Here is a 21,743-nt window from a genome sequence, read left to right on the forward strand (position 1 = left end):
CTATTCAGTTTGTACTCACGTCATTGGGCAGCCTCCCGGAAAAGGCTGATGGTATGCGGTGTAGAAAGGGAGAGTAATCCGTGGTTCAGGGAGGCCATGGAAACCGGTAAACTGAACAAAATGCATTATGAGAAATTGTAAACTTCCCTTGATCCAGGTCACTCGGGTCATGCAGTACCAGCACTGGCGCATTGGCCTGGATCTGGATATGGTTGTCCACCAGTTTACGACCGATGATGCCGTTAAAAGGTGCTCTCAGCTCGGTGTACTCATACTGTCGTTTTGCTTCATCGACACGGTTCCGGGCCAGATTGAATCGGGTGGTGATGGCGTCCAGATCACTTTTGGAAATCGCCCGGCTTTTAACAAAAAAATCGCTTTGGCGCGATTATAGTCATCCTCTGCACTTTGCAGCTCAAGCTCCGCCGACGCAAGTGCTGTTTTGGCATCCCGGGTATCCAGTTTGGCCAGCAGGTCCCCCTGTTTGATGTAATCACCTTCTTTTACCCGGATGTCGGTGATCAGCCCGCCTATACGAAAGGCGAGGTTGGCTCGTTCAGCAGCACGGACTACGCCATTAAAACTGAGTTCATCATTGATACTGCTGCTGACCACTTCTGTCAGGGCAGGTTGAATAACGGCAGTTTTGGTTTGAGCAACGTCTTCTTGACCGCACCCTCCAAGACTCGTGCAGGGTTTGGAAATAGTCGAGCTCAACGTTGCACAAGCCGACACAAAAAGTGAGAGCAATCGAATAAAGCAAAATATTTTTCACGGAAAAGAAATTGCTTATGGCCTTATATAGTCCAAAGCAATCTTACCAAAACTGAAACAACGACAAAAAGCCATCTAGCCTCCCAGTGTATGCCTTTGTTTTTTACTCATACGACAATGGCTCTCTCAATGTATAACCGAGACAACATCTATGGAGTAAATTGTGCAACCATTTTCTTCAACTCATGTACCACTGTCAGAAGTAACCAGCAATCTCTACCCTGACGAACCAGCAAAAACCAATCCCACTGGTACATTAGGAAAGTTTGCAGTTGCTGTCCAGTCAGGTATTACTTCCTTCTTCAGCTCTCTCTCTCCCAATTATATTCCTGAGCATGAACGACAAACCAACCAGCCAACTGCCCCGGTTACCAATACGCTGCCTGCTGACAATAAAAACGACAAAACAAGCCTGGCGGATAATGTCGTCCAGGGGGTTGGGCTGGCCAGCAAGGCACTTTCCTGCTGGGTACCCAATGTGAGTGCAGTGAGCGATGCGATAGGAACAATCTGTTCTTACGTTTCTCTGGCGAATAGCCTGGATAATATGGCTATTTTGGGAAAGTCGGGAAAGTCGGGAAAGTCGGGAAAGTCGGGTAAAGAGCCAACCAGCGGTTCAGAAAATGTGTCAAAACATCATTTGCAAAAGGTCACTGATAAAAAACAGGAAGATGAAAAGCCGGGCAAGCCGGTAACCGCTTCGGGCACAACAAACCGTGTATCAGGTCCGGCCATGGCAACCGTCACCCTGATGGCGATGGATCGGCTGGCGGGGGCTGCGGCCCAGGAGTCTTCATCAAGACCCAGCTTAACATCATCTTTGGACTTCAGTACGAAGTCCCTCCAAAGTAACACAGCCTCGGTACCCGACAATAAAAGTAAAGAAATGAGCGGTCCAACTCTTTCTGTGTCTTCCAGTACAACGCAATCACCCACGGGCTCTCCCAAAGGATCATCGAGTACGTCGTCAATGAAAACCGGGACCACGAGCAGTCAAACATCACTTTCGTCAATGGCCAGCACAACCAGTTTGATCAGTTCGACGCCCGCCCAAAGTTCGATAAGCTCGGCAGGGGAAAATCAAATAAAAGATAACAGTTCATCTAACCCGACAACGCCATTACAGTCCAGCAATTCCACGATCGCTAGCGACGCATCAATGACCAACGCAACTACTGTGTTGTCTGGTACAACCATTACAGGAAGCACCACCTCAACGCCGTTACCGTCCATCAATGCCACGATCACTACCACAACACCATTGCCAACGGCGGCAACGGCACTGCCCATCACGCCTGCACCATTGGCTGGAACCATCAGTCCCTGGGTTGTCCTGGGTGTCAGCCTGGGTACCGCTGTCACGATCGTTGCGGGCATTGGTCTATGCGCTCTCTACCAACACTATCATCGTCGGGACGAAGCACAGCAGCCAGCGGAACCTGAAATACCGTTGGAACACTTAAACCAGCAGGCCAATAACTGATTGTACCCATTTATGAATGTTCTGCTGCCTGCATGGCTGGCTTGCAGGCAGCGGATTCCTCCTGGCAGCAGTGCTGGCTTTCTGCCTGTTTGAAACTGTGTTGACAACATTATGGAGAACAATACATGCAATCACATTTGCCATTGAACGCTACTCTGACCGCCCCTGCAGAAAACCCGGGAATTGCCTCGACAACCCAGTCTGAACCTGTGGGTAAATCCGGGAGGTTTGCCGTTACCATTCGATCAGGCATCACCTCTTTCTTCGCTTCGCTGTCGCCGGCTTATGTCCCCGAAAACCTGCTGCAACCCACCCTGATAAGCCAGCCCGTAACAGTGGATGTAATGAACCCGGCCGATTCCGATAATAACAGCGGCAGGACAGGCTTGATGACCGATATCGTCCGGAAAGTTGGACTGGCCAGTAAGGTAGCCTCCTGTTGGATACCTTCCGTTAAGGTTGTCAGCGATGCAGTCAGCACCCTCTGCTCATCTGTTGCCCTGACTCAGGATTTGTACAGCATGATGGCCACAGAAGCACCAGGACGAAAACAGAACAGGCCGGTCAACCGTTGCGGAGGCAGCATGTCCGGCCCCGCTGCTGCGACCCTGGCAATGGTTGCCCTGGACAGGCTTTCCGGTGCGGCGGCTGCCCCCTCTGCTGGAACACCGGGCTCACCGGACAACCCGATACTGGTGGGTGATAGCGAAACCCTGGGCAAAATTGGTAAGGAGTTCCCCCCTGACGCTTACTACCGCCAGACAAAAACCTTCAGCCATAACAGCAGCGTGTCAGTGGGGGATGATGATCATCCGTTCACCGGCCACTATAACGGTGACTGTCATACCATCAGACATCCCCGTCGCTGCGTATTTGACAAGCTCGGGCATCGTTCCGAGGTCCGCGACCTGCGCGTGGACAAGGCAGATATCAATAATGCGGATAAGTTCTCAGCGGCATTGGCCTGTAAAATGGAGGGAAAATCAACGATCCGCGATGTCCGGATCGACGATAGCCGCATCATCAATAGCAGAAAATCTGAACGGTTTGACCCAGCGTGCACCGGTGTTATTACCGGGCTCCAGCAAAAAGGCGGCCTGATTGAGAGGGCCGAGGTAAAAAACAGTTCGGTCTCAACCTCAGGAAACTACTCCCCGACCGGGATCGGCGCTGGTATAACACAGGGTAAGATGAACCTCCTGAAGGTGGAGGGGGCTCGGGTCACAACATCAGGTTTAAACTCAGATGCCGGTATCGGCGCTGGCGAAATGGAAGGACAGATTGAGCTGCTGACGGTTTCGGACAGCCAGGTAGAAACCTGGGGCAAACATGCGCATGCGGGGATTGGCGGGGGGGAGGTCGATGGTGATATACAACATCTGACGGTGTCGGGGACTAATGTCACCACCGACCAATATGGTGCAGATGCCGGCATTGGCGGAGGAATGGTCACCGGGAAAATTAATGACATGACGGTGGTGAAGAGTCGGGTCACTACCAATGGCACTAAGGCTTATGCCGGTATTGGTGGTGGGCAGGTTGGCGACGACCGGTTTTTGGTAGGCAAGGTTAAGGGTTCCATCAATGACCTGGTTGCCCTGGACAGCCACGTGAGAACCGAAGGGAATGCCGCCTCTGCCGGCATTGGCGGCGGGTATGTGCATGACCGGGTCAACGGAACCACCGCAGTTAACTGCACGGTCTCAGCCGGTGGCAGGGGCGCAAATGATGGTGCTGCCATTGGTGCAGGCTTCAACACCGGCAAGGTGATCAATACCCGTGCAGTGGACTGCACAGTCACCACGGATACTGGCAATAATGCTGGTATCGCTGCCGGTGTGAATAGGAGGGGGAGGGAGGGCGTGATCGGGGAAGTCTCACGCAACAGCCGGGTTAACAGTAAAGAGGAGAATTATGGGAATCTGACGATGCCGGGTTTATGCCGTACTGCCGACCCACTTTTAGTCACCAGTGACTGTCAGGTGCAGCCGGATCCTGTTATGGATAACCCCTGGAATTGCTCAACAACGCCATTAATTGCGGAACGTGGGTCTGTCTGGAACCCCATTCCGATAAACGACAGCAAAACGTTCAATAAAATTGGCCTGGATGATGAGTATCCAGCCGATGTCCACTACATCCAGACCGGTGATCTGGAGGGTTCTGAGCTGGATTATGATAAAACTGTCGTTTTTTCCGGCCATTATGATGGACAGAAGCGTATCATTGATAAGCAAACAATGTGTTTATTCCCGGACCTTCGGGGCAGCGTTAACAATCTGCAAGTGGTTAATGCCCGGGTATCGGCAGAAAACGAAGCCGCAGCGGTGGTCGCCTGCACCATGGACGGCACCAGCCGGATCGGGAATATCAAGGTTGCCAACGCCAGCGTAACCATTCACGGTGATTTCCCGGCAGAGGGGGGTATTATTACGGCAAAACAACTCAGCAAGGAAAGCCGCATTGAAAATATTGAAGTACACAACTGCACCGTTGAAACAAGGGGGGGAGACCAGCTTGCCGGTATGGTCGCGGGTGAGATCCGGGGGCAGGTTGATAACGTTACGGTACAAAATAGCCGGGTAAGTACCCAAGGTGACGAAGCCCATGGGGGGATCGGAGGTGGGCTTATTAAGGGCAAACTCAGCCATCTCACGTCGGTATGTAACAACGTGGAAGTCTCTGGCTCTGACGCTTTCGCCGGCATTGGCGGTGGCCAGATTGATCCTCGGGGTGAAGTCCGTGACCTGACGGCGATTAACAGTACCGTAAGAACCATTAGCGATGGTGCCAATGCCGGAGTTGGTGCCGGATTTATAAGCCTTGCCGGGGAAGCAAACAATATCACTGCACTGAACTGCCGGGTATTCACCATGGGCAACGGTGCTAATGCCGGAGTCGGTGCCGGTAAAATTGAGCGCTATGGTAAACTCAATGCCATAACCGCCGTAAACAGCGAGGTGATTGCGGTTGGTAAAAATAGCAGTGCCGATGTCGCTGCCGGCTATGCTGCCAGCGGGTTTTCAGATATATCCGATGCGAGGTTGACTGATATCCGCACCGTAAACACCCGGGTTAATTTTCAGACCTACAGTGATACCAATATCAGCGCCGATACACTCTGTGCCTCAGCTGACCAGCGTTTTGTCAGCTCCGATTGCCAGCTGAGTTCATCATTACCCGATGGCACATGCCCAACAACAACACCGATGACATCATTTACGGGCATGCCTTTAACCCTGCCCACGTCATCAACAATGGCTGCGGCTACACCTGCCATTGCAACAGGCCAGAGCACAGGCGCAATTGCCGATACAACACCGATGACATCATTTACGGGCATGCCTTTAACCCTGCCCACGTCATCAACAATGGCTGCGGCTGCACCTGCCATTGCAACAGGCCTGAGCACAGGCGCAATTGCCGGTATTGTCGTCGGCGTTACTGCCGTGGTTGCCGTGGCCGGTCTTGGTGGTGTGTGTCTCTATCGCTACTACCATCGGGGAAAAGAGTCTGAACCACAGCAACTGCTGCAATTGGATGATATATAGTTTCTCAAAAGGCTATTTTCGGATTTCAGGCTGCTTTAGAAATTTAAAACTTCCCTTGAGTTATCCCGTTCTCAGGGAGTACGCTTGCAATAAAAATAAACCAGTGTGAAGCCACGCTGCTGACAAAAGTGGTGACAAAATCTATGACCGATATTATTACAACAGCCCGCGACCAACTGCTGACTCCAGCCAATATCGGCGACAGTGAACTCAGCAGGATTCTGGATAACATTCTGGGGCACAATGTGGATGCCGCTGACCTCTATTTTCAATCCATGCGCCATGAGTCCTGGGTGCTGGAAGATGGCATCGTTAAGGAAGGCAGTTTCAATGTCGACAGCGGGGTCGGTGTTCGCGCCATGAGTGGCGAGAAGACCGGTTTTGCCTACTCCAATGAAATTATTCTCCCGGCACTGGAACAGGCTGCCGGTGCCGCCCGAAGTATTGCCCGGGTCGGCCAGCAGCAGCAGGTTCAGGCATGGCAGCGCAGCCAGCCACTGTCGCTCTACGGAACCGCCAATCCTCTGGATTCTTTAACCAGTGAAGATAAAGTTGATCTGCTGAAAAAGCTCGACCAGGAAGCCCGCAAGGCCGACCCCAGTGTCAAGCAGGTGACAGTGAGTCTGGCCGGTGTCCATGAGGTGGTGCTGGTAGCCGCCTCCGATGGCACGCTGGCCGCGGATATTCGCCCGCTGGTTCGTTTGAATGTCAGTGTTATTGCTGAAAAAGAGGGGCGTATTGAGCGCGGGTCTGCCGGAGGCGGCGGCCGGGGTGACTACCTTCAGTTCCTGCTCAACGACACCGGCCTTGAGTATGCCCGCAAAGCCGTGCGTCAGGCGATGACCAATCTTGAAGCAGTGGCCGCTCCGGCAGGCACCATGCCGGTGGTATTAAGCGCTGGCTGGTCCGGGGTGCTGCTGCACGAAGCGGTAGGTCATGGACTGGAAGGTGACTTTAACCGTAAAGGGTCGTCTGCCTATGCTGGCCGGATTGGTGAACGGGTGGCTTCTCCACTCTGTACCATTGTTGATGACGGTACGCTGGGCGGTCGTCGTGGTTCCATGAATATGGACGATGAGGGCGTACCCACAGAAAGCACCGTCCTGATTGAAAATGGTATTCTCAAAGGCTATATGCAGGATAAGCTGAACGCTCGTTTAATGGGCGTTACACCGACCGGTAATGGACGACGTGAGTCGTATTCCTGTCTGCCCATGCCAAGGATGACCAATACCTATATGCTGGCTGGCAAGCATGACCCTGAGGAGATTATCAGTACCGTTAAAAAAGGCATCTATGTGGAGAACATGGGCGGTGGTCAGGTGGATATTACCTCCGGTAAGTTTGTGTTCTCCACCAGTGAGGCCTGGTTGATCGAAAATGGCAAAAAGACCGTGCCAGTCAAGGGCGCAACCCTGATCGGTAACGGCCCTGATGTGATGAACAAGGTGTCCATGGTCGGCAATGACCTGGAACTGGACCCGGGTGTCGGGGTCTGTGGTAAGGATGGTCAGTCTGTTCCGGTGGGTGTTGGTCAGCCGACGTTGAAGATTGATGAAATTACCGTGGGTGGTACGGCTTAATATTCTCTGCCGGTTTTGCCCATCGTTTCAGTCAAAAACGGTGGGCAGTTCCCGTTTATTTTTGTGTTCCAGTAATAATTGGATATCTTCCGGCAAGGTTCTTCCCCCGGAAAGCTCTGGCAGATCGTCAATATCAAAAAAGCCGATATCGGAAATTTCAATATTCTCTTTTGGGGCTCCACCGGTCAATTCGCAGAGAAAAATCAATTTGTAGATATGATAGGGGCTTCGTGGGCGGTAGGGGTGTTGCTGGGTATCCCGAACAGCGACCAGCTTTAATGCCCTGGCGGTATAGCCAGACTCTTCCACAATTTCCCGCTCGACCCCATAAGCGGGAGGTTCACACACATCGCCCCAGCCTCCGGGCAGAGCCCAGCGCCCATCAGACCGCTCTTTGACCAGCAGTATTTTATTATCGAGGAATACGCCACCACGGAGGTCAATCTTCGGGGTGGCATAACCATGATCTGGCAGAAAGTAGTCGTTCACTTTTGCTGTGGGGGCTCCGGTGAGCAGTGCGGTCATATCATGGGCAATAGCCTGTAATTGCTGGTATCGCTCAAGGTCAAATTCACCTCTGGAGAAGTTGAGCCCGTTCTGGGCAATGGCCCGGATCTTTTCTGCCCAGTCGATCCATGGATTGTTATCCGGGTCATTCTTTTTCAGATCAACGTCAGGTTTATCAACCATCACCGGCTCCCTTTTACGTATTAATCAGCTGTTCTTCTGTTGGTGTTGCTCTGCACTGTCGTCAGGTCCTAACAGAATAGCCATGTTCCGCCACTGTCTGGAAGATTCCATCATGATTTTAATGAACATGGTCAGTGGAACGGAGAGAATCATCCCTACAGGCCCTAACAGCCAGCCCCAGAAGATCAACGACAGAAAGACGACCAGGGGCGACAATCCCAGCCCTTGTCCCATAACGTTAGGCTCAATGATATTACCGATAAACACGTTTATTGCCAGGTAGCCCGCCAGAACCAGCATGGCATCGCCATAGCCAAACTGCAGCAGTGTCAGCAGAATGCCGGGAATAGCCGCCACGATGGAGCCGACATTAGGGATAAAGTTAAACAGAAAAGCGACCAGCCCCCAGAGCACATAAAAGTTCACCCCTTTCGCCCAGAGCATGGTGCCAACCAGCAGGCCAGTGATCATACTGATCAGCGTTTTCAGGGCCACATAACGGTTAAATGAGTGGAGGAAACGACGCATGCTCTGTAATTCATGGTCCGGGGATGACAGTGCTATGCGCAGCTTACCCGGCAGCAGCGGGGCTTCCAGCAGCATGAAGATAGCGGCGATTAAAATCAGCAGGGCAAAACTCATGGTACTGCCGAGTTTGCCAATCATATTGGTCAGCAGACTGACAAGTGCCGATGGGTCAAAGGAGTCCATAAAGGTTTTCAGGTCAACACGGATATTTTTCTGTGCCAGGAAGGCCTGAGTCCTGTTAAACGACTCAGTCAGCTGATCACGATACCCGGGCAGTGCGGCGGTAAACTCCTGAACCGTGCTGGCAACATTACCCAGGAATAACAGGGCGAAGATGACAAAGGCCGTTAAGGTAAACAGGATTCCAACGATTCGGGGGACCCTGAACCGCGCCAGCAAGTCAACCACCGGATTGGCCAGCAAGGCAAGCAGGGCAGAAAGCAGCAGGGGAATAACCAGTGTGCTGCCCAGCTTGATCCCCGTTATGATGATAATCAGTGCTGCCAGCCCCTGAAATATATGGCGGACATGTGTCGTTTTGATGCCCCGCATCAGGTTAACCTCGATGATAATAATGGAGAGATGCAGTCGATTTCATCATAGTTAACCCGGGCGTACTATTGATGAAAATGCTATTTATCAGGGCCTGTCAGCCAAGATACCTTTCTTTCAGGTGTTGTTGGAAATAACTGGCCGTTAATGGCTCGCCGGTCGCCCTGGTCAGCAGTTCTGCCGTGGAATACTTTCGTCCCTGTGACCAGATGTTGTTTTTCAGCCAGTCAAAAATGGCTGAAAGGTTGCCCTGTTGAATCAGCTCTGCAATATCCGGCATGGTTTTTTTCCGGGCGGCAAACAGCTGGGCTGCGACCATGGCTCCGAGGGTGTAGCTAGGGAAGTAGCCGAACGACCCCATGGGCCAGTGAATATCCTGCATACAGCCATTTTTGTGATCACCGGCTACATCCAGACCCAGGTAATCCTGCATTTTCTGCTGCCAGAGTTCGGGGATATCATCCACTTCGATGTTCCCCTCAATCAGGTCTCGCTCGATTTCATAGCGCAAAATAATATGAGCCGGGTAGGTGATCTCATCCGCATCAACCCGGATAAAGCCCGGACGAACCCGTTTGTAGATTTTTTCCAGATTATCCAGTGCCATGGCGGGCTGTGACGTGCCAGCGCAGAGGTATTTGACGATCAACGGCTGGATCAGCGACAGGAATTCGCTGCTGCGGCCCAGCTGCATTTCAAAGAACAGGCTCTGTCCTTCATGGATGCCCATGGAGCGGGGGAGGGCAATGGGGAGTTCACGGTTCTGTTCCGGCAGATTTTGCTGGTAGCGGGCATGGCCGGTTTCATGGATGATGCCCATCAATGCTTCTACAAAATTATCTTCTTTATAGCGGGTAGTCATCCGGACATCTTCGCTGACACCACCACAAAATGGATGAGTACTGACGTCCAGTCGGCCATGGTCAAAATCAAAGCCGAGCAGTTGCATCACCTCCAGTCCCAGCGCCTTTTGCCTGTCGATTGGGAAGGGGCCTTCAGGCTGAATGATGCTCACCGAAGACTGGCGATCCAGGGCATCCTGAATATAGCCAGGCAGCCAGGTTTTCAGGTCACCAAACAGCTGGTCAAGCTCCCGGGTATTGACGCCGGGTTCATAAAGCTCCAATAGGGCGTTGTAAGGGGAAACATGGCTTTTTTCTGCCCGAACAGCAGCTTCCTGGCGGGAGAGGTTAACCACCTCTTGCAGATTCCTGGCAAAACCCGGCCAGTCATTTGCAGGCCGCTGGCTGCGCCAGGCATGTTCACAGTTTGTGGATGCAATGGTTTTGGCTTTCACCAGATCATCAGGAATGGCACTGGCCTGTTGCCATTCAACCGCCATCTCTCTAATGGAGCGGATGGTGTCTGGATCGGTTTCCTGAGCCTGTGCTTCTTGCAGCCAGGCAGCCACTTCAGGTGCCGTCAGCAGCTTATGCAGAAGGGTGTTCAATTCCGCCAGCGCTGCACCACGGGCCTGATTGCCGCCGACAGGCATCATGGCGGCCTGGTCCCAGCCAGCGATAGCTCCCAGATGGGAAAGGTGATACATCTGCTGGAATCGGCTCACCAGATTCTCATAAGCAGTGGTCATCGTTGAACTCCATAAACGTTATTATGAGGTCCATTGTATGACGTGATAGTTCACAGGGACAGGCTGCTTTTCTCAATTGATAAAAAAGCCGATAAAAAAAGCCGGTAACAAAGGCCGCCACCGGGAGGTTAAGGAATAGTCCTTGAATAATTTACACATTTCGGAGCCTCCGAACTCCGTTCGTCCTGAGCCTGTCGAAGGGCGTTAACTCCGAGGCATGATAGATTGTGCCAGGCACCCTTCGACTCCGCTCAGGATGAACGGAGAGTGAGTTCTAAATGTCGGAATTATTTAAGGACTTTTTTCTCAGTGATTTGAGGCGTTTATAACTGCTCATTGTTGATCTGACCCGGGTCAGGTTGCACAGATATGGAACAAAAAAGGCTTTACGTTGTCCGTATTGAGAGATATCCGCGATTCTAAAGGGGTATTGGTTATGGACAATGTACAGCCTTCTGTTGTCAGTGTACCTGGCGTGGTAAGTGGTAAAAATCAATTACCGGCAGCAGCCATAGCCAATAATGCCAGCAAGACCATTGACTCCGGCGGTTCTTTGGCCGGGATATCCTGCAGTTCGAATACTGTCAAAAGCAGAAAAAATGCTCCGGTGGAATACTCTGCTAAAAAAATACCTGAGAAAAGCTTGACTGAAAGAAAGGTTAACCGCCATGAAGAACCATCCAGAGTAATAAAAAGTTATTCGGAATTAATGTCTTTTTACTGTGAGAATCTCAAACATAAGGAGTTTTCCTACGATCTTGCAGGCTTTACACCAAAGTCAACGGAAGATCTCAAGATGATGGAGTCTTTTCGAGAGGATGTTGCTTGTTTTGACAAGATGGTGAGTGATGAAAGACAGAAGCTGCGTAAAATGGGAGGTGACCGAACAAGCGCAAGACAAAGCTATGAATGCCTCAGAGAGCAGCTGTTTAATTTGAAACATAAGTACTTTATTTTGTGCTACCAACGCTACAAGCCTGTATCCGGGATGGTGTTAGTGTTACAGATGGTATCGTCATCGCGTCTTGGTGATGAGCCAGACATGCACCAACTAATCAAACGTCTCACCAGTAAGTATTGCCAATGCGTCGGTGATCTTGGCATGGAGTTATACTGGCACGCTGTCTGTAGTGATCGTCTGGCACAGCACTGGCAGGTCTTTATGTCACAATCCATGGAATTTCTGAATGTCTGTGCTGATCTGATCAGTTTGCATCAACAACTCTCGAAACATCATCAGGAAACATTTAAAGGGTTTCTCGACTCAGCATCCGGTCTCTGTAACACAGTCAGTTTGTCTCTGATCATAATCCTGGACGATGCTGTTAATCACTATGCACAGCTAGAGGACAAAGATGACCTGAATCGTGGGTTAGGTTCTGATGTTACAGGATTGAGCAAATGGTTAAATTCAGCATCAAACAATTCAGACCTGTTCAAGTGTTATGAAATTCCCCAAGTGATACAAATGATCAGTGCTTCACTGTGTATTGGCGAATTTGTCACAGCGCGCAAGTTGTTAAGCGCGTTCATCAAACTGATTGATGGCAAAATTGATGGCATACATGCTGACCTGGACGATACCGAATGGTTGTTTTATCTCGCCTCGAAGGCGGTATCGTGCCTGGTTTGCCTCAAATTGCCAGACATCGGCAATGATGAACTTAAAAATATCGAAACAATCAAAAAGTTGTTAAAAGAGGTAATGCAAAAGGCTGAGCAGATGTTTTCCCTGTCTGCAGCTGAGTGCTCAGAACTCGATGAGTGTTTTCAAAGATTCGTAGAAGGACCTTGCAGAGACGTTTTATTGATGCATGCCCTGAGGGGACAAGAATCTGCCAGGCAAATAAACTGTCTGATCAGTGGAGAAGAATCTGGGAAAACCAGGGAAAAACGGGAGATCAGGGGGAAGCTGAAACGAAAAATGGCCAGGGGCTATGGTTACCGGAAACCGGTGGAGCCAAAAGCACCTGTACCCGCTGCCCAGTCGACAGCCCGGCAAGATTCACCAACCCCACAACGGGAAACCTCTTTGCCCCAGGGGGTGCAGGATGCGGTAAAAGCGTTTATTGCTGATCGACCAATGGCAGAGGTCACGGCAATGATTCAATCAGTGGTTGATGATCCCGATAGTACGCCTGTGGTTAAGGCTGAGTCTTATTTCGCTCTTGCTGATATGCTTGACAGAAAAATGAATAGAGAATTCAACCGGATTATCTCTCAAACGTCCTTCATTTATTCCTATGGGCAGTTAATAAGAGCAGGTGTGATGCCCTCGTCCGCTTTGGGTGTGGCGTTCAAAAAGGCCATTCAGGACGCTACTGATATAACGAAGATTTGTGGTTGGCTTAATAGTGTCAATGATGCGCTGAGCACCTTGTCGGGATTAATTCTTCGTACTGATGGGCTGGACAGGGAATTTCTGGATGAGCTGGCATCTTTGCATGAGCGTCTCAGGGCAGAGGTAGGGCTGGTTAGTGAGATTGAAGCCACTTTTGATGAGATAAAAAGCATCTGGAGTGACCGGTTCCAGTTTTTGAAAAGAAACAACAAGCTGCCAAAAGGTCGAAGAAGGCCCGTACAAGATCGGCAAGATCAATCGCAAATGGCCACCTTCGATCTGCCAAAATTGCTAGAGGTCTGGGGTAAACTGACAAGGCAGGTAAACCCGTTGAAAATGACACTGGAAAAAACCGGGGAGGATTTAGTCAGGCATCGTATTTCCAGACTGGCAGACTGTGAGCAATGGGAGGCTGGCGGTGATGATGATTCTTCACTTGTTGCCAGTGATGATTTCTCACTTGCTGCCAATGATGATTCCTCACACGCTGCCAATGATGACCCAGAGGTGCCTGCTGCGCTTGTCAGGCAGCAGGTTCAACGGGCGCAATTAGCAGGCAGTTGCTACGGGCCTGAATACTGGTCAAACTTTACCCTGGAGGACTGGTTGCCAAGTAGTGCACTGCCCGACAGGCATCCACTGACACTGATCGCCGAGGCATTGCACAGACCTCTTTCGGTCAGGGCTGGCGGGCAGCAATGGTTAATTGGCGAAGATGGCACAGCGACCATCAAGCCTGGAGCCATTCCAAAAAATTCGCTGAACCTGACGGTTGATGAGCTGGCCGATCAACTGACGCCATAACAGTCGCTTGCTAAACACCGTTATGAATAACCGCTCCTGTAAATGTCGGCGACAGGCACCATTAAATCCTTATTTTTTCTCAGTGATAACTGCTCGTTTTTGATCTGGCCCGGGTCAGGTTGCATAAATAGGGAACAAAAAAGGCTTTACGTTGTCAATATTAAGAAATATTCGCGATTATAAAAGGTAATGGTTATGGAAAATATACAGCCTTCTGCTGTCAGTGCACCTGGCGTGGTAACTGGTGTAAATCAATTACCGGCAGCAGCCATAGCCAATAATGCCAGCAAGACCACTGAATCCGTCGGTTCGAATGTTATTAAAAGCAGCAAAAAAACACCGATGGAATACCCTGCTGGAACAATGCCTGACAAAAGACTGGCTAAGAGAAAGGTTGTCCGTCGTGAAGAATTATCCAAAGTAAAAAGTTGTGCAGAATTACTTTCTTTTTGTGGCAAGACTTTCCAAAATATGACGTTTTCCTATGACTTTGCTGGCTTTACACATAAGTCAATGAAAGATCTCGAGATTATGGAGCGTTTTCGAGAGGATGTTGCTCTTTTTGAGAAAATGCTGGCTAATGAAAGAGATAAGGTTGGTAGCAAATCGGGTTACCTAAGAACAATTGCAAGACAAAAATATGAATTGCATAGAGATCAGTTGTTTCTTTTGAAGCAAGAATACTTCGCTCTGTGCCACAAACGCTTCAGACCTGTATCTCTAATGGTGTTAGATTTACATTTTGTGTCGTCATGGCGTTATGGTGATGAGCCAGACGCAAACCAAATCTTACGTCTCGCAAAGAAGTATGGACAAACCGACGATTGGGACCAGAAGTTACGGTCGAATGCTCTCAATGGTGATCGCTTGTCACAGCACTGGCAGGTCTTCATGTCACAATCCATGGAGTTTCTGAATGTCTGTGACAGTCTGGCCACTTTGAATAGCCAGATCCCGATCAAGCCTGATGGTCTGCTTGGCAAGAATGTGGATAAGCATAATCAGTATATTGACCTGATCTCCCGAGTCAGTGACACTGTCGGTTTGTCTCTGATAAAAACCCTGGATGATGCTGTCAATCACTATCCACATTTGAAAGAAAAAGCAGACCTGAATCGAGGATCAGGTTCTGATGTTAAAGGTTTCAGCAATTGGTTAAATTCAGCGTCGAAGAAATCAGAGCGGTCCGAGTGCTATGAAATTATTCAGGTGATACAAATGATCAGTGCTTCTCTGTGTATTGGTGAATTTGATACAGCACACAGGCTGTTAACCGAGTTTGTCAAACGGGTTGCTGGCAAAAAAGCTGACCAGGGCGATATCGAATGGTTGTTTTATCTTGTGTCGAAGGCATTAGCGTGCCTGGTTTGCATCAACTTGTCAGACATTGACACTAAAAATCTTAACCGTATCGAAACACTCAAAAAGTCGTTTAAAGACGTGATGGAAAAGGTTAAGCAGACGTTTTCCCTGTCTCAAGCTGAGTGCGCAAATCTTGATGACTGTTTTCAACGATTCATAGAAGGGCCCTGCAGAGATATTTTACTGATGCATGCCCTGAAAGCAGAAGAATCCGCCATGCAAATAAACCGTCTGATCAGTGAAGAAGAATCTGAGAAAACCAGGAAAAAAACGGAGATCAGGGGGAAGCTTAAACGAAAAATGACCAGGGGCTATGGTTACCGGAAGCCGGTGCAGCCAAAAGCACAGGTACCCGCTGTTCAGTCGACAGCCCGGCAAGATTCACCAACCCCACCACGGGAAACACCTTTGCCACAGGGGGTGCAGGATGCGGTAAAGGCATTTATTGCTGATCGACCAATGGCTGAGGTCAAGGCAATGATTCAATCAGTGGTTGATGATCCCGAGAGTACGCCTGTGGTTAAGGCTGAGTCTTATTTCGCTCTTGCTGATATGCTTGACAGAAAAATGAATAAAGAATTTGACCGGATTATCTCTCATACGTCCTTTATTTGTTCCTATGGGCAGTTAATACGAGCAGGTGTGATGCCGTCGTTCGCTTTGGGTGTGGAATTCAAAAAGGCCATTCAGAACGTTACTGATATAACGAAGATTTGTGGTTGGCTTGATAGTGTCAATGATGCGCTGAGCACCTTGTCGGGATTAATTCTTCGTACTGATGGGCTGGACAGGGAATTTCTGGATGAGCTGGCATCTTTGCATGAACGTGTCAGGACAGAGGTAGGGCTGGTTAGTGAGATTGAAGCCGCTTTTGATGAGATTAAAACCATCTGGAGTGAACGGTTCCAGTTTTTGAAAAGAAACAACAAGTTGCCAAAAGGTCGAAAAAAACCTGTACAAGATCGGCAAGATCAATCACAAATGGACACCTTCAATCTGTCACAATTGCAAGAGGCCTGGGGTGAACTGAAAAGCCAGGTAAACCCGTTGAGAATGACACTGGAAAAAACCGGGAAGGATATAGACAGACATCGTATTTCCAGACTGGCAGACTGTGAGCAATGGGAGGCTGGCGGTGATGATGATTCCTCTCGTGCTGCCGATGATGATTCCTCACGCGCTGCCAATGATGATCCAGAGGTGGCACCTGCGCTTGTCCAGGAGGAGGTTCAACGGGCGCAATTAACAGGCAGTTGCTACGGGCCTGAATACTGGTCAAACTTTACTCTGGAGGACTGGTTGCCAGGCAGTGCACTGCCCGACAGACATCCACTGACAGTGATGGCCGAGGCATTGCACAGACCTCTGTCGGTCAGGGCTGGTGGGCAGCAATGGCTAATTAGAGAGGATGGCACAGCAACCATCAAGCCCGGAGCCATTCCGAAAAACTCATTGAACCTGACGGTTGATGAGTTGGCCGATCCACTGATGCCTCATAACAGTAGTGCTTTATAAATACCGTTATGAATAACCAGCCAGCGATCTGGTACCTGGTTTTAATGTAATTGATGGGCTCCTAGTACATGGTTTCAATGAGTTTGACGTGTACGATCTCCGTTCACCCTGAGCGGAGTCGAAGGGTGCTTGGCACGATCTATCAGAGTCCGGAGTTTCCGGCCTTCGACAGGCTCAGGACGAACGGTATGGGTAACCGCTGAACACTGTGCCAATCACCCTTCGATTCCCGGTGAACGGAGATTGTACACAGCATCCTCCTGGTTCAATTAACTATTTGCCTTGTCAGGATCAAAATGCTCACGCACCCTTTGCAACAGTAAATAAAACACTGGAATCAGCAGAGTGCCAAAGATAGTGGCCGCCAACATACCGGAGCTCACCGTGATACCGATGATCTGTCGGCTGGCGGCACCAGCGCCAGTGGCAAGCACCAGCGGCATTACCCCGAGAATAAAAGACAGTGCCGTCATCAGTACAGCACGGAAACGCAGGCCAGCGGCATTAATGGCTGAGTCAAAAATACTGTTGCCTTCCCGACGTTGAACCATGGCAAATTCCACGATCAGAATCGCCGTTTTTGCCGCGATACCAATTAACAGCACCATCCCGATCTGGGCATAGATGTCATTGGCCAGCACCGGATTCCACTGTCGCATGATATTGATCCCCACAAAGGCACCAAAGGTAGCAATAGGCACGGCACTGATGATGGCCAGTGGCATGGTCCAGCTTTCGTACTGGGCGACCAGGAACAGGTAGGCAAACAGGAAGCACAGCGCAAACAGGATGGGTGCCAGGTTTCCTGCTTCGATTTCCTGTAAAGACTGACCTGACCAGGAATAGGTATAGCCCTGGGGAAGGTTCTCAGCCAGACGGGCCATTGCTGCGATGGCGTCACCGGAGCTGTAACCCGGAGCAGCCTGACCACTGATGCTGGCGGATTGATACAGGTTGTAATGACCGATGCTGCTGGGACCCAGCACGGGTTTCAGGGAAGCAACCGTGGTCAATGGCACCATTTGTCCCTGACTGTTACGGACATAGAACTTGCTGAGGTCAGCCGGTCCGGTCCGGTCAGCACTTTCAGCCTGCAGGTTGACCTGATAGTTCTGGCCAAACAGGGTGAAGTTATTCACGTACAGTGAGCCCAGCTGGGTTTGCAGCGTCATGAAAATCTCGGATAACGATACATCCTGGGCCTTGGCTTTCTGACGATCCACTTCCAGCAGGTATTGCGGCACATTGGCCTGCCAGGTTGAGAACACCCGGGCGAGTTCCGGCTGCTGGTTGGCTTGGTAAATCAGGCCATTCATGACCTGGCTGAGCTCTTGGGGTGAGCGTCCCATGGTGTCTTGCAGTCGAAAGTCAAAGCCACCGGATGACCCAAGACCCGGAATGGGTGGGAAGGCAAAAGCCATGACCTGTGCTTCTTGCAGCGACCACAATTTAGCCTGGGTTCTTTGCAAAATGGCATCCTGATGCAGCTCAGGGCTCTGTCTCTCTGACCAGTCATCCAGTACGACAATGGCCATGGCCGCGTTACTGCTGGAACCGCTGAAGATACTAAAGCCGGAAATGGTGATAACGCTATCCACCCCTTTTTCAGAGCGAATCTGGTCGGTGATGTCCCCCATCAATTCCTGGGTGCGATTCAGTGAAGCCGCATCCGGTAGCTGAATGTTGACCGCAAAGAAGCCCTGGTCTTCACCAGGGACGAAGCCGCCGGGTGTGGTAGTAAACATAAAGCCGGTACTGCCCAGCATCACCGCCAGAAGACCAACGCCCAGAATGGAGCGGCGCAGTAAAAGTTTTACCCAGCCCTGGTAACCCCCGGTCAATTTGTGAATCAGGGTGTCTACCGGCTTCAGCCAGACAATCTGGTCAAGACTGCCTTTTTTCAGTAACACCGAGCACAGTGCGGGGCTTAAGGTAAGCGCGTTGACCGAGGAGATCAGTACCGCAACAGAAATGGTCACGGCAAACTGGGTATAGAGGCCTCCGGTAATGCCCGGCATAAATGCCACGGGCACAAAAACCGCCAGCAGTACCATGGTGGTGGCAACAATGGGGCCGGATACCTCTTTCATCGCCTGACGGGTGGCCTCTTTTGGTGCCATGCCTTCTTTGGTGATCAGTCGTTCAACGTTTTCAATCACGACAATGGCATCGTCCACCACCACACCGATGGCCAACACCAGGCCAAACAGGCTGATGGTATTGATGGAGAACCCCAGTACCTGCATGACCGCAAAGGTACCAATCAACGACACCGGGATAGCGATGGCGGGAATTAGCGTTGCGCGCCAGTTCTGAAGGAACAGGAAGACCACCAGGATAACCAGAAGTACCGCTTCAAACAGTGTTTTGACCACCTCATTGATGGACTCGGAGATAAACTCTGTGGTGTCAAACTTGATGGTATAGTCCATGCCTGCGGGGAAGTTCTTCTTCAGCTCTTCCATCTGGGCTTTTACGCCTTTGGCCACGTCCATGGCATTGGCATCCGGTTGCTGGTAAACAACCAGGAATGCCGTGGGTTGTTTGTTCAGCCGTGCATCACCCTCATAGTTCTGGGAACCAAGTTCCACTTTGGCAATATCTTTAATGCGGACAAAAGAGCCATCCGGGTTTGCCCGGATAATGATATTGCCAAAAGCGTCAGGGGATTCCAGCTGTTCCCGGGTACGAATCGTATAGGTAAATTGTTGATCCGGCTGATTGGGGGATTGTCCCAGTTGTCCGGCGGGAACAATGGCATTCTGCTCATTAATGGCATGACTGACGTCGGAAGTGGTGACACCCAGTGCCGCCATCCGGCTGGGGTTCAGCCAGACGCGCATGCTGTAGGTCATGGCACCCATCACCTGGGCCTGCGCTACGCCATTGATACGGGTCATTGGGTCTATCAGATAGTTACTGGCGTAGTTGCTCAGGTAGACCTGATCAAACTTGCCGGATTCCGACACCAGGTTAACCCCGAGCAGCATATTGGACGACTGTTTTCGTACATTGATGCCGAGTCGGCGCACCTGTTCAGGCAAACCCGGTTCGGCAGCGGCGACCCGGTTCTGCACGTTGACCATGGCGATGTCCTGGTCGGTGCCGGAATCAAAGGTGACGGTGATGGACACACTGCCATTATTGTAGGCTTTGGAGTCCATATAAATCATCCCTTCAACCCCGTTAACCTGCTCTTCAATGGGGCGCATAACCGCAGACTCCAGGGTTTCTGCATCGGCACCCGGGTAGGTGGCGTTGATGGTTACCTGGGGCGGCGTGATTTCCGGGAACATACTCACTGGCAGCGTTGACAGCGAGATCAGACCAACCATGGTGATCACAATCGAGATAACGAATGCGAACTTGGGCCGGTTAATAAAAAACTGGCTGATCATCTCAGATATCCTGCTCCTGTGGCTTGGCGGAAGCGGGTGATGAAAGCGTACCGGTGGTTGGGTCTACATTAACCAGGGTTGGCGATACTGTGCCGCCCGGGCGCACTTTCTGGAGTCCCTGAACGATAATCTGTTCACCTTGCTTAAGGCCGGAGGTTACTACCCACATGGCATTAATACGACGACCGACTTCCACCTGTCGGGTTTCAACGACATTTTCCGGCGTGACAACCAGGACAAAATAGCCGGACTGATCCTGCTGAACTGCGGCCTGGGGAATCAGGGGCATGGGCGTTTTCTGATGGCTTTCTGCCTGCAGCGTGACGTAAAGGCCCGGCAGAATAATACCCTGAGGGTTCGGGAAGGTGGCTCGCAGGGTCAGGGTGCCCATGGTTTCATCGATCTGGGTATCGGCAAAACTGAAGGTGCCTGGCTGGTCGTATTCAGTGCCATTGGGCAGTCTGAGAGAGAGTTTGAACCTGCCTTTTTCTTCGACCTCAACGCTGGTATCCTGCGCCGTTCTGGTTCCGGGGTGTTCGGCCAGATGGCTGATCAGCTGTCGTTCATCCACCTGAAAGGTAACATAGATTGGATCCATGCTGGTCAGGGTAGCCAGAGGCTGGCTGGTGGGACCCACCAGATTGCCAACACTGTAGGTTGATTTGCCAATTTCCCCCGTGAAGGGCGCGGAAATTTGCGTGTAGCCAAGATTCAGCCGGGCTGTTTCCAGACTGGCTTCTGCTGCTTCCACCGCGGCGACCGCCTGGGCTTCCGAGCTGGTTTTATTATCGTAGTCAGCCTGACTGATCGCTCCCCGTTTTACCAGATCCCGGCTACGCTCAAGGTTTTTCCGGGCGTTAATAAGGGAAGCTTTGCTGCTTGCCAGCTGGGCCTCGGCACCTTTGAGGGCGGCTGCAAATGGTGCCCGGTCAATTTCGTAAAGCAGCTGGCCCTGTTCAACCATACCGCCTTCCGTAAAGTTTCTTTTGACCAGAAAGCCTTCTACACGAGCACGGATGTCTACCTCATTGATCGCTTCTGAACGGCCAATGTATTCATAATAGTCGCCTACTTCCTGATCGATTACACTGAAAACCGATACACCGGGTGGCGGCATTTGATGTTGCGGCTGCTCCTCCGAGCAACCGGCCAGAAGGAAAATAGAGGTGGCTAAAGCGCCTATCGGAAGCCATTTTCCGAGTTTACGATCAGTGAAGTTAGCGATCATTGATAGCTCCGTACTGTTTGCATTCAGCAAAATACCTGCCACTTATTTGTCTTTGCAAACGTCATAACCTGTCAGGGGAAGAAGGTATTGGCGGTCTTAAGTATTACCCTGTATGACTTCAGGGGAAGGGCGTATGCCTTTGGCTTTATATAGGGAAATGCCAGAGTAAAGCGCCGAACAGTATACAGGGTTATGTACTGTGACGGATAGTATGAGGTTCATCCATCTATAGCCATGTGGAAAACCACTGTTGGCAAACTCTTTACTGTTTAAAATGGAATAAGTCAGGGCTTTACACTGCTTTTACCGGATCTATTGACCCGATTGAGATGCAAGTCAATAC

At 50.8% G+C, this 21,743-nt stretch carries 11 protein-coding genes; 5 read left to right on the forward strand and 6 right to left on the reverse strand.

Annotated features, from left to right (window positions below):
* Positions 1-255: 255 nt before the first annotated feature.
* Complete coding sequence (locus tag CX664_RS18000) at positions 256-717, reverse strand: efflux RND transporter periplasmic adaptor subunit (protein WP_219622228.1); 462 nt, start codon at positions 715-717, stop codon at positions 256-258.
* Positions 718-937: 220 nt separating this feature from the next.
* Here CX664_RS18000 and CX664_RS18005 point away from each other — a divergent pair, with 220 nt between their 5' ends.
* The 3 genes from CX664_RS18005 to tldD all read left to right on the forward strand — a co-directional run bounded on the left by CX664_RS18005 (position 938) and on the right by tldD (position 7,391).
* A complete protein-coding gene (locus tag CX664_RS18005; RefSeq protein WP_101748065.1) occupies positions 938-2,257 on the forward strand; it encodes a hypothetical protein in 1,320 nt (439 codons plus the stop codon).
* A gap of 125 nt (positions 2,258-2,382) precedes the next feature.
* Complete coding sequence (locus tag CX664_RS18010) at positions 2,383-5,808, forward strand: M26 family metallopeptidase (protein WP_146000123.1); 3,426 nt, start codon at positions 2,383-2,385, stop codon at positions 5,806-5,808.
* A 143-nt stretch (positions 5,809-5,951) separates the two neighbouring features.
* Positions 5,952-7,391, forward strand: a complete 1,440-nt coding sequence (tldD, locus tag CX664_RS18015; RefSeq protein ID WP_101748067.1) for a metalloprotease TldD — start codon at positions 5,952-5,954, stop codon at positions 7,389-7,391.
* Between the two features lie 27 nt (positions 7,392-7,418).
* Here the strand turns inward: tldD and CX664_RS18020 are convergent, their stop codons facing one another.
* From CX664_RS18020 to CX664_RS18030, 3 genes are all read right to left on the reverse strand, one after another.
* A complete protein-coding gene (locus tag CX664_RS18020) occupies positions 7,419-8,081 on the reverse strand; it encodes an NUDIX hydrolase (protein ID WP_101748068.1) in 663 nt (220 codons plus the stop codon).
* A 24-nt stretch (positions 8,082-8,105) separates the two neighbouring features.
* The gene (locus CX664_RS18025; protein WP_101748069.1) at positions 8,106-9,161 is read right to left on the reverse strand and encodes an AI-2E family transporter; all 1,056 of its coding nucleotides are present in this window, start codon (positions 9,159-9,161) and stop codon (positions 8,106-8,108) included.
* A gap of 97 nt (positions 9,162-9,258) precedes the next feature.
* On the reverse strand, positions 9,259-10,752 hold the full coding sequence (locus CX664_RS18030; RefSeq protein ID WP_101748070.1) for a carboxypeptidase M32: 1,494 nt from the start codon (positions 10,750-10,752) through the stop codon (positions 9,259-9,261).
* Positions 10,753-11,188: 436 nt separating this feature from the next.
* Between CX664_RS18030 and CX664_RS18035 the strand changes: the two genes are divergently transcribed.
* Positions 11,189-13,897, forward strand: coding sequence for a hypothetical protein (locus CX664_RS18035; RefSeq protein ID WP_101748071.1), 2,709 nt, complete (start codon positions 11,189-11,191; stop codon positions 13,895-13,897).
* A gap of 195 nt (positions 13,898-14,092) precedes the next feature.
* The gene (locus CX664_RS18040) at positions 14,093-16,774 is read left to right on the forward strand and encodes a hypothetical protein (protein ID WP_101748072.1); all 2,682 of its coding nucleotides are present in this window, start codon (positions 14,093-14,095) and stop codon (positions 16,772-16,774) included.
* 269 nt (positions 16,775-17,043) lie between these two features.
* Here CX664_RS18040 and CX664_RS18045 read toward each other — a convergent pair whose 3' ends face one another.
* Together CX664_RS18045 and CX664_RS18050 are read right to left on the reverse strand one after the other, a co-directional pair.
* Positions 17,044-20,172 (reverse strand): efflux RND transporter permease subunit, encoded by a 3,129-nt coding sequence (locus CX664_RS18045; RefSeq protein WP_101748073.1) that lies wholly within the window; start codon positions 20,170-20,172, stop codon positions 17,044-17,046.
* A 1-nt stretch (position 20,173) separates the two neighbouring features.
* Positions 20,174-21,400 (reverse strand): efflux RND transporter periplasmic adaptor subunit, encoded by a 1,227-nt coding sequence (locus CX664_RS18050; RefSeq protein ID WP_101748079.1) that lies wholly within the window; start codon positions 21,398-21,400, stop codon positions 20,174-20,176.
* Positions 21,401-21,743: the final 343 nt, after the last annotated feature.

This window comes from Endozoicomonas acroporae (assembly GCF_002864045.1).
Classification (GTDB): domain Bacteria; phylum Pseudomonadota; class Gammaproteobacteria; order Pseudomonadales; family Endozoicomonadaceae; genus Endozoicomonas; species Endozoicomonas acroporae.

What these genes read in the sequence shown, in the direction of transcription:
- CX664_RS18040 (WP_101748072.1), top strand. Translation starts at nt 14,093, where the DNA reads ATGGAAAATATACAGCCTTCTGCTGTCAGTGCACCTGGCGTGGTAACT.
- CX664_RS18020 (WP_101748068.1), bottom strand. Translation starts at nt 8,081, where the DNA reads ATGGTTGATAAACCTGACGTTGATCTGAAAAAGAATGACCCGGATAAC.
- CX664_RS18030 (WP_101748070.1), bottom strand. Translation starts at nt 10,752, where the DNA reads ATGACCACTGCTTATGAGAATCTGGTGAGCCGATTCCAGCAGATGTAT.
- CX664_RS18035 (WP_101748071.1), top strand. Translation starts at nt 11,189, where the DNA reads ATGGACAATGTACAGCCTTCTGTTGTCAGTGTACCTGGCGTGGTAAGT.
- CX664_RS18025 (WP_101748069.1), bottom strand. Translation starts at nt 9,161, where the DNA reads ATGCGGGGCATCAAAACGACACATGTCCGCCATATATTTCAGGGGCTG.
- CX664_RS18010 (WP_146000123.1), top strand. Translation starts at nt 2,383, where the DNA reads ATGCAATCACATTTGCCATTGAACGCTACTCTGACCGCCCCTGCAGAA.
- CX664_RS18050 (WP_101748079.1), bottom strand. Translation starts at nt 21,400, where the DNA reads ATGATCGCTAACTTCACTGATCGTAAACTCGGAAAATGGCTTCCGATA.
- tldD (WP_101748067.1), top strand. Translation starts at nt 5,952, where the DNA reads ATGACCGATATTATTACAACAGCCCGCGACCAACTGCTGACTCCAGCC.
- CX664_RS18045 (WP_101748073.1), bottom strand. Translation starts at nt 20,172, where the DNA reads ATGATCAGCCAGTTTTTTATTAACCGGCCCAAGTTCGCATTCGTTATC.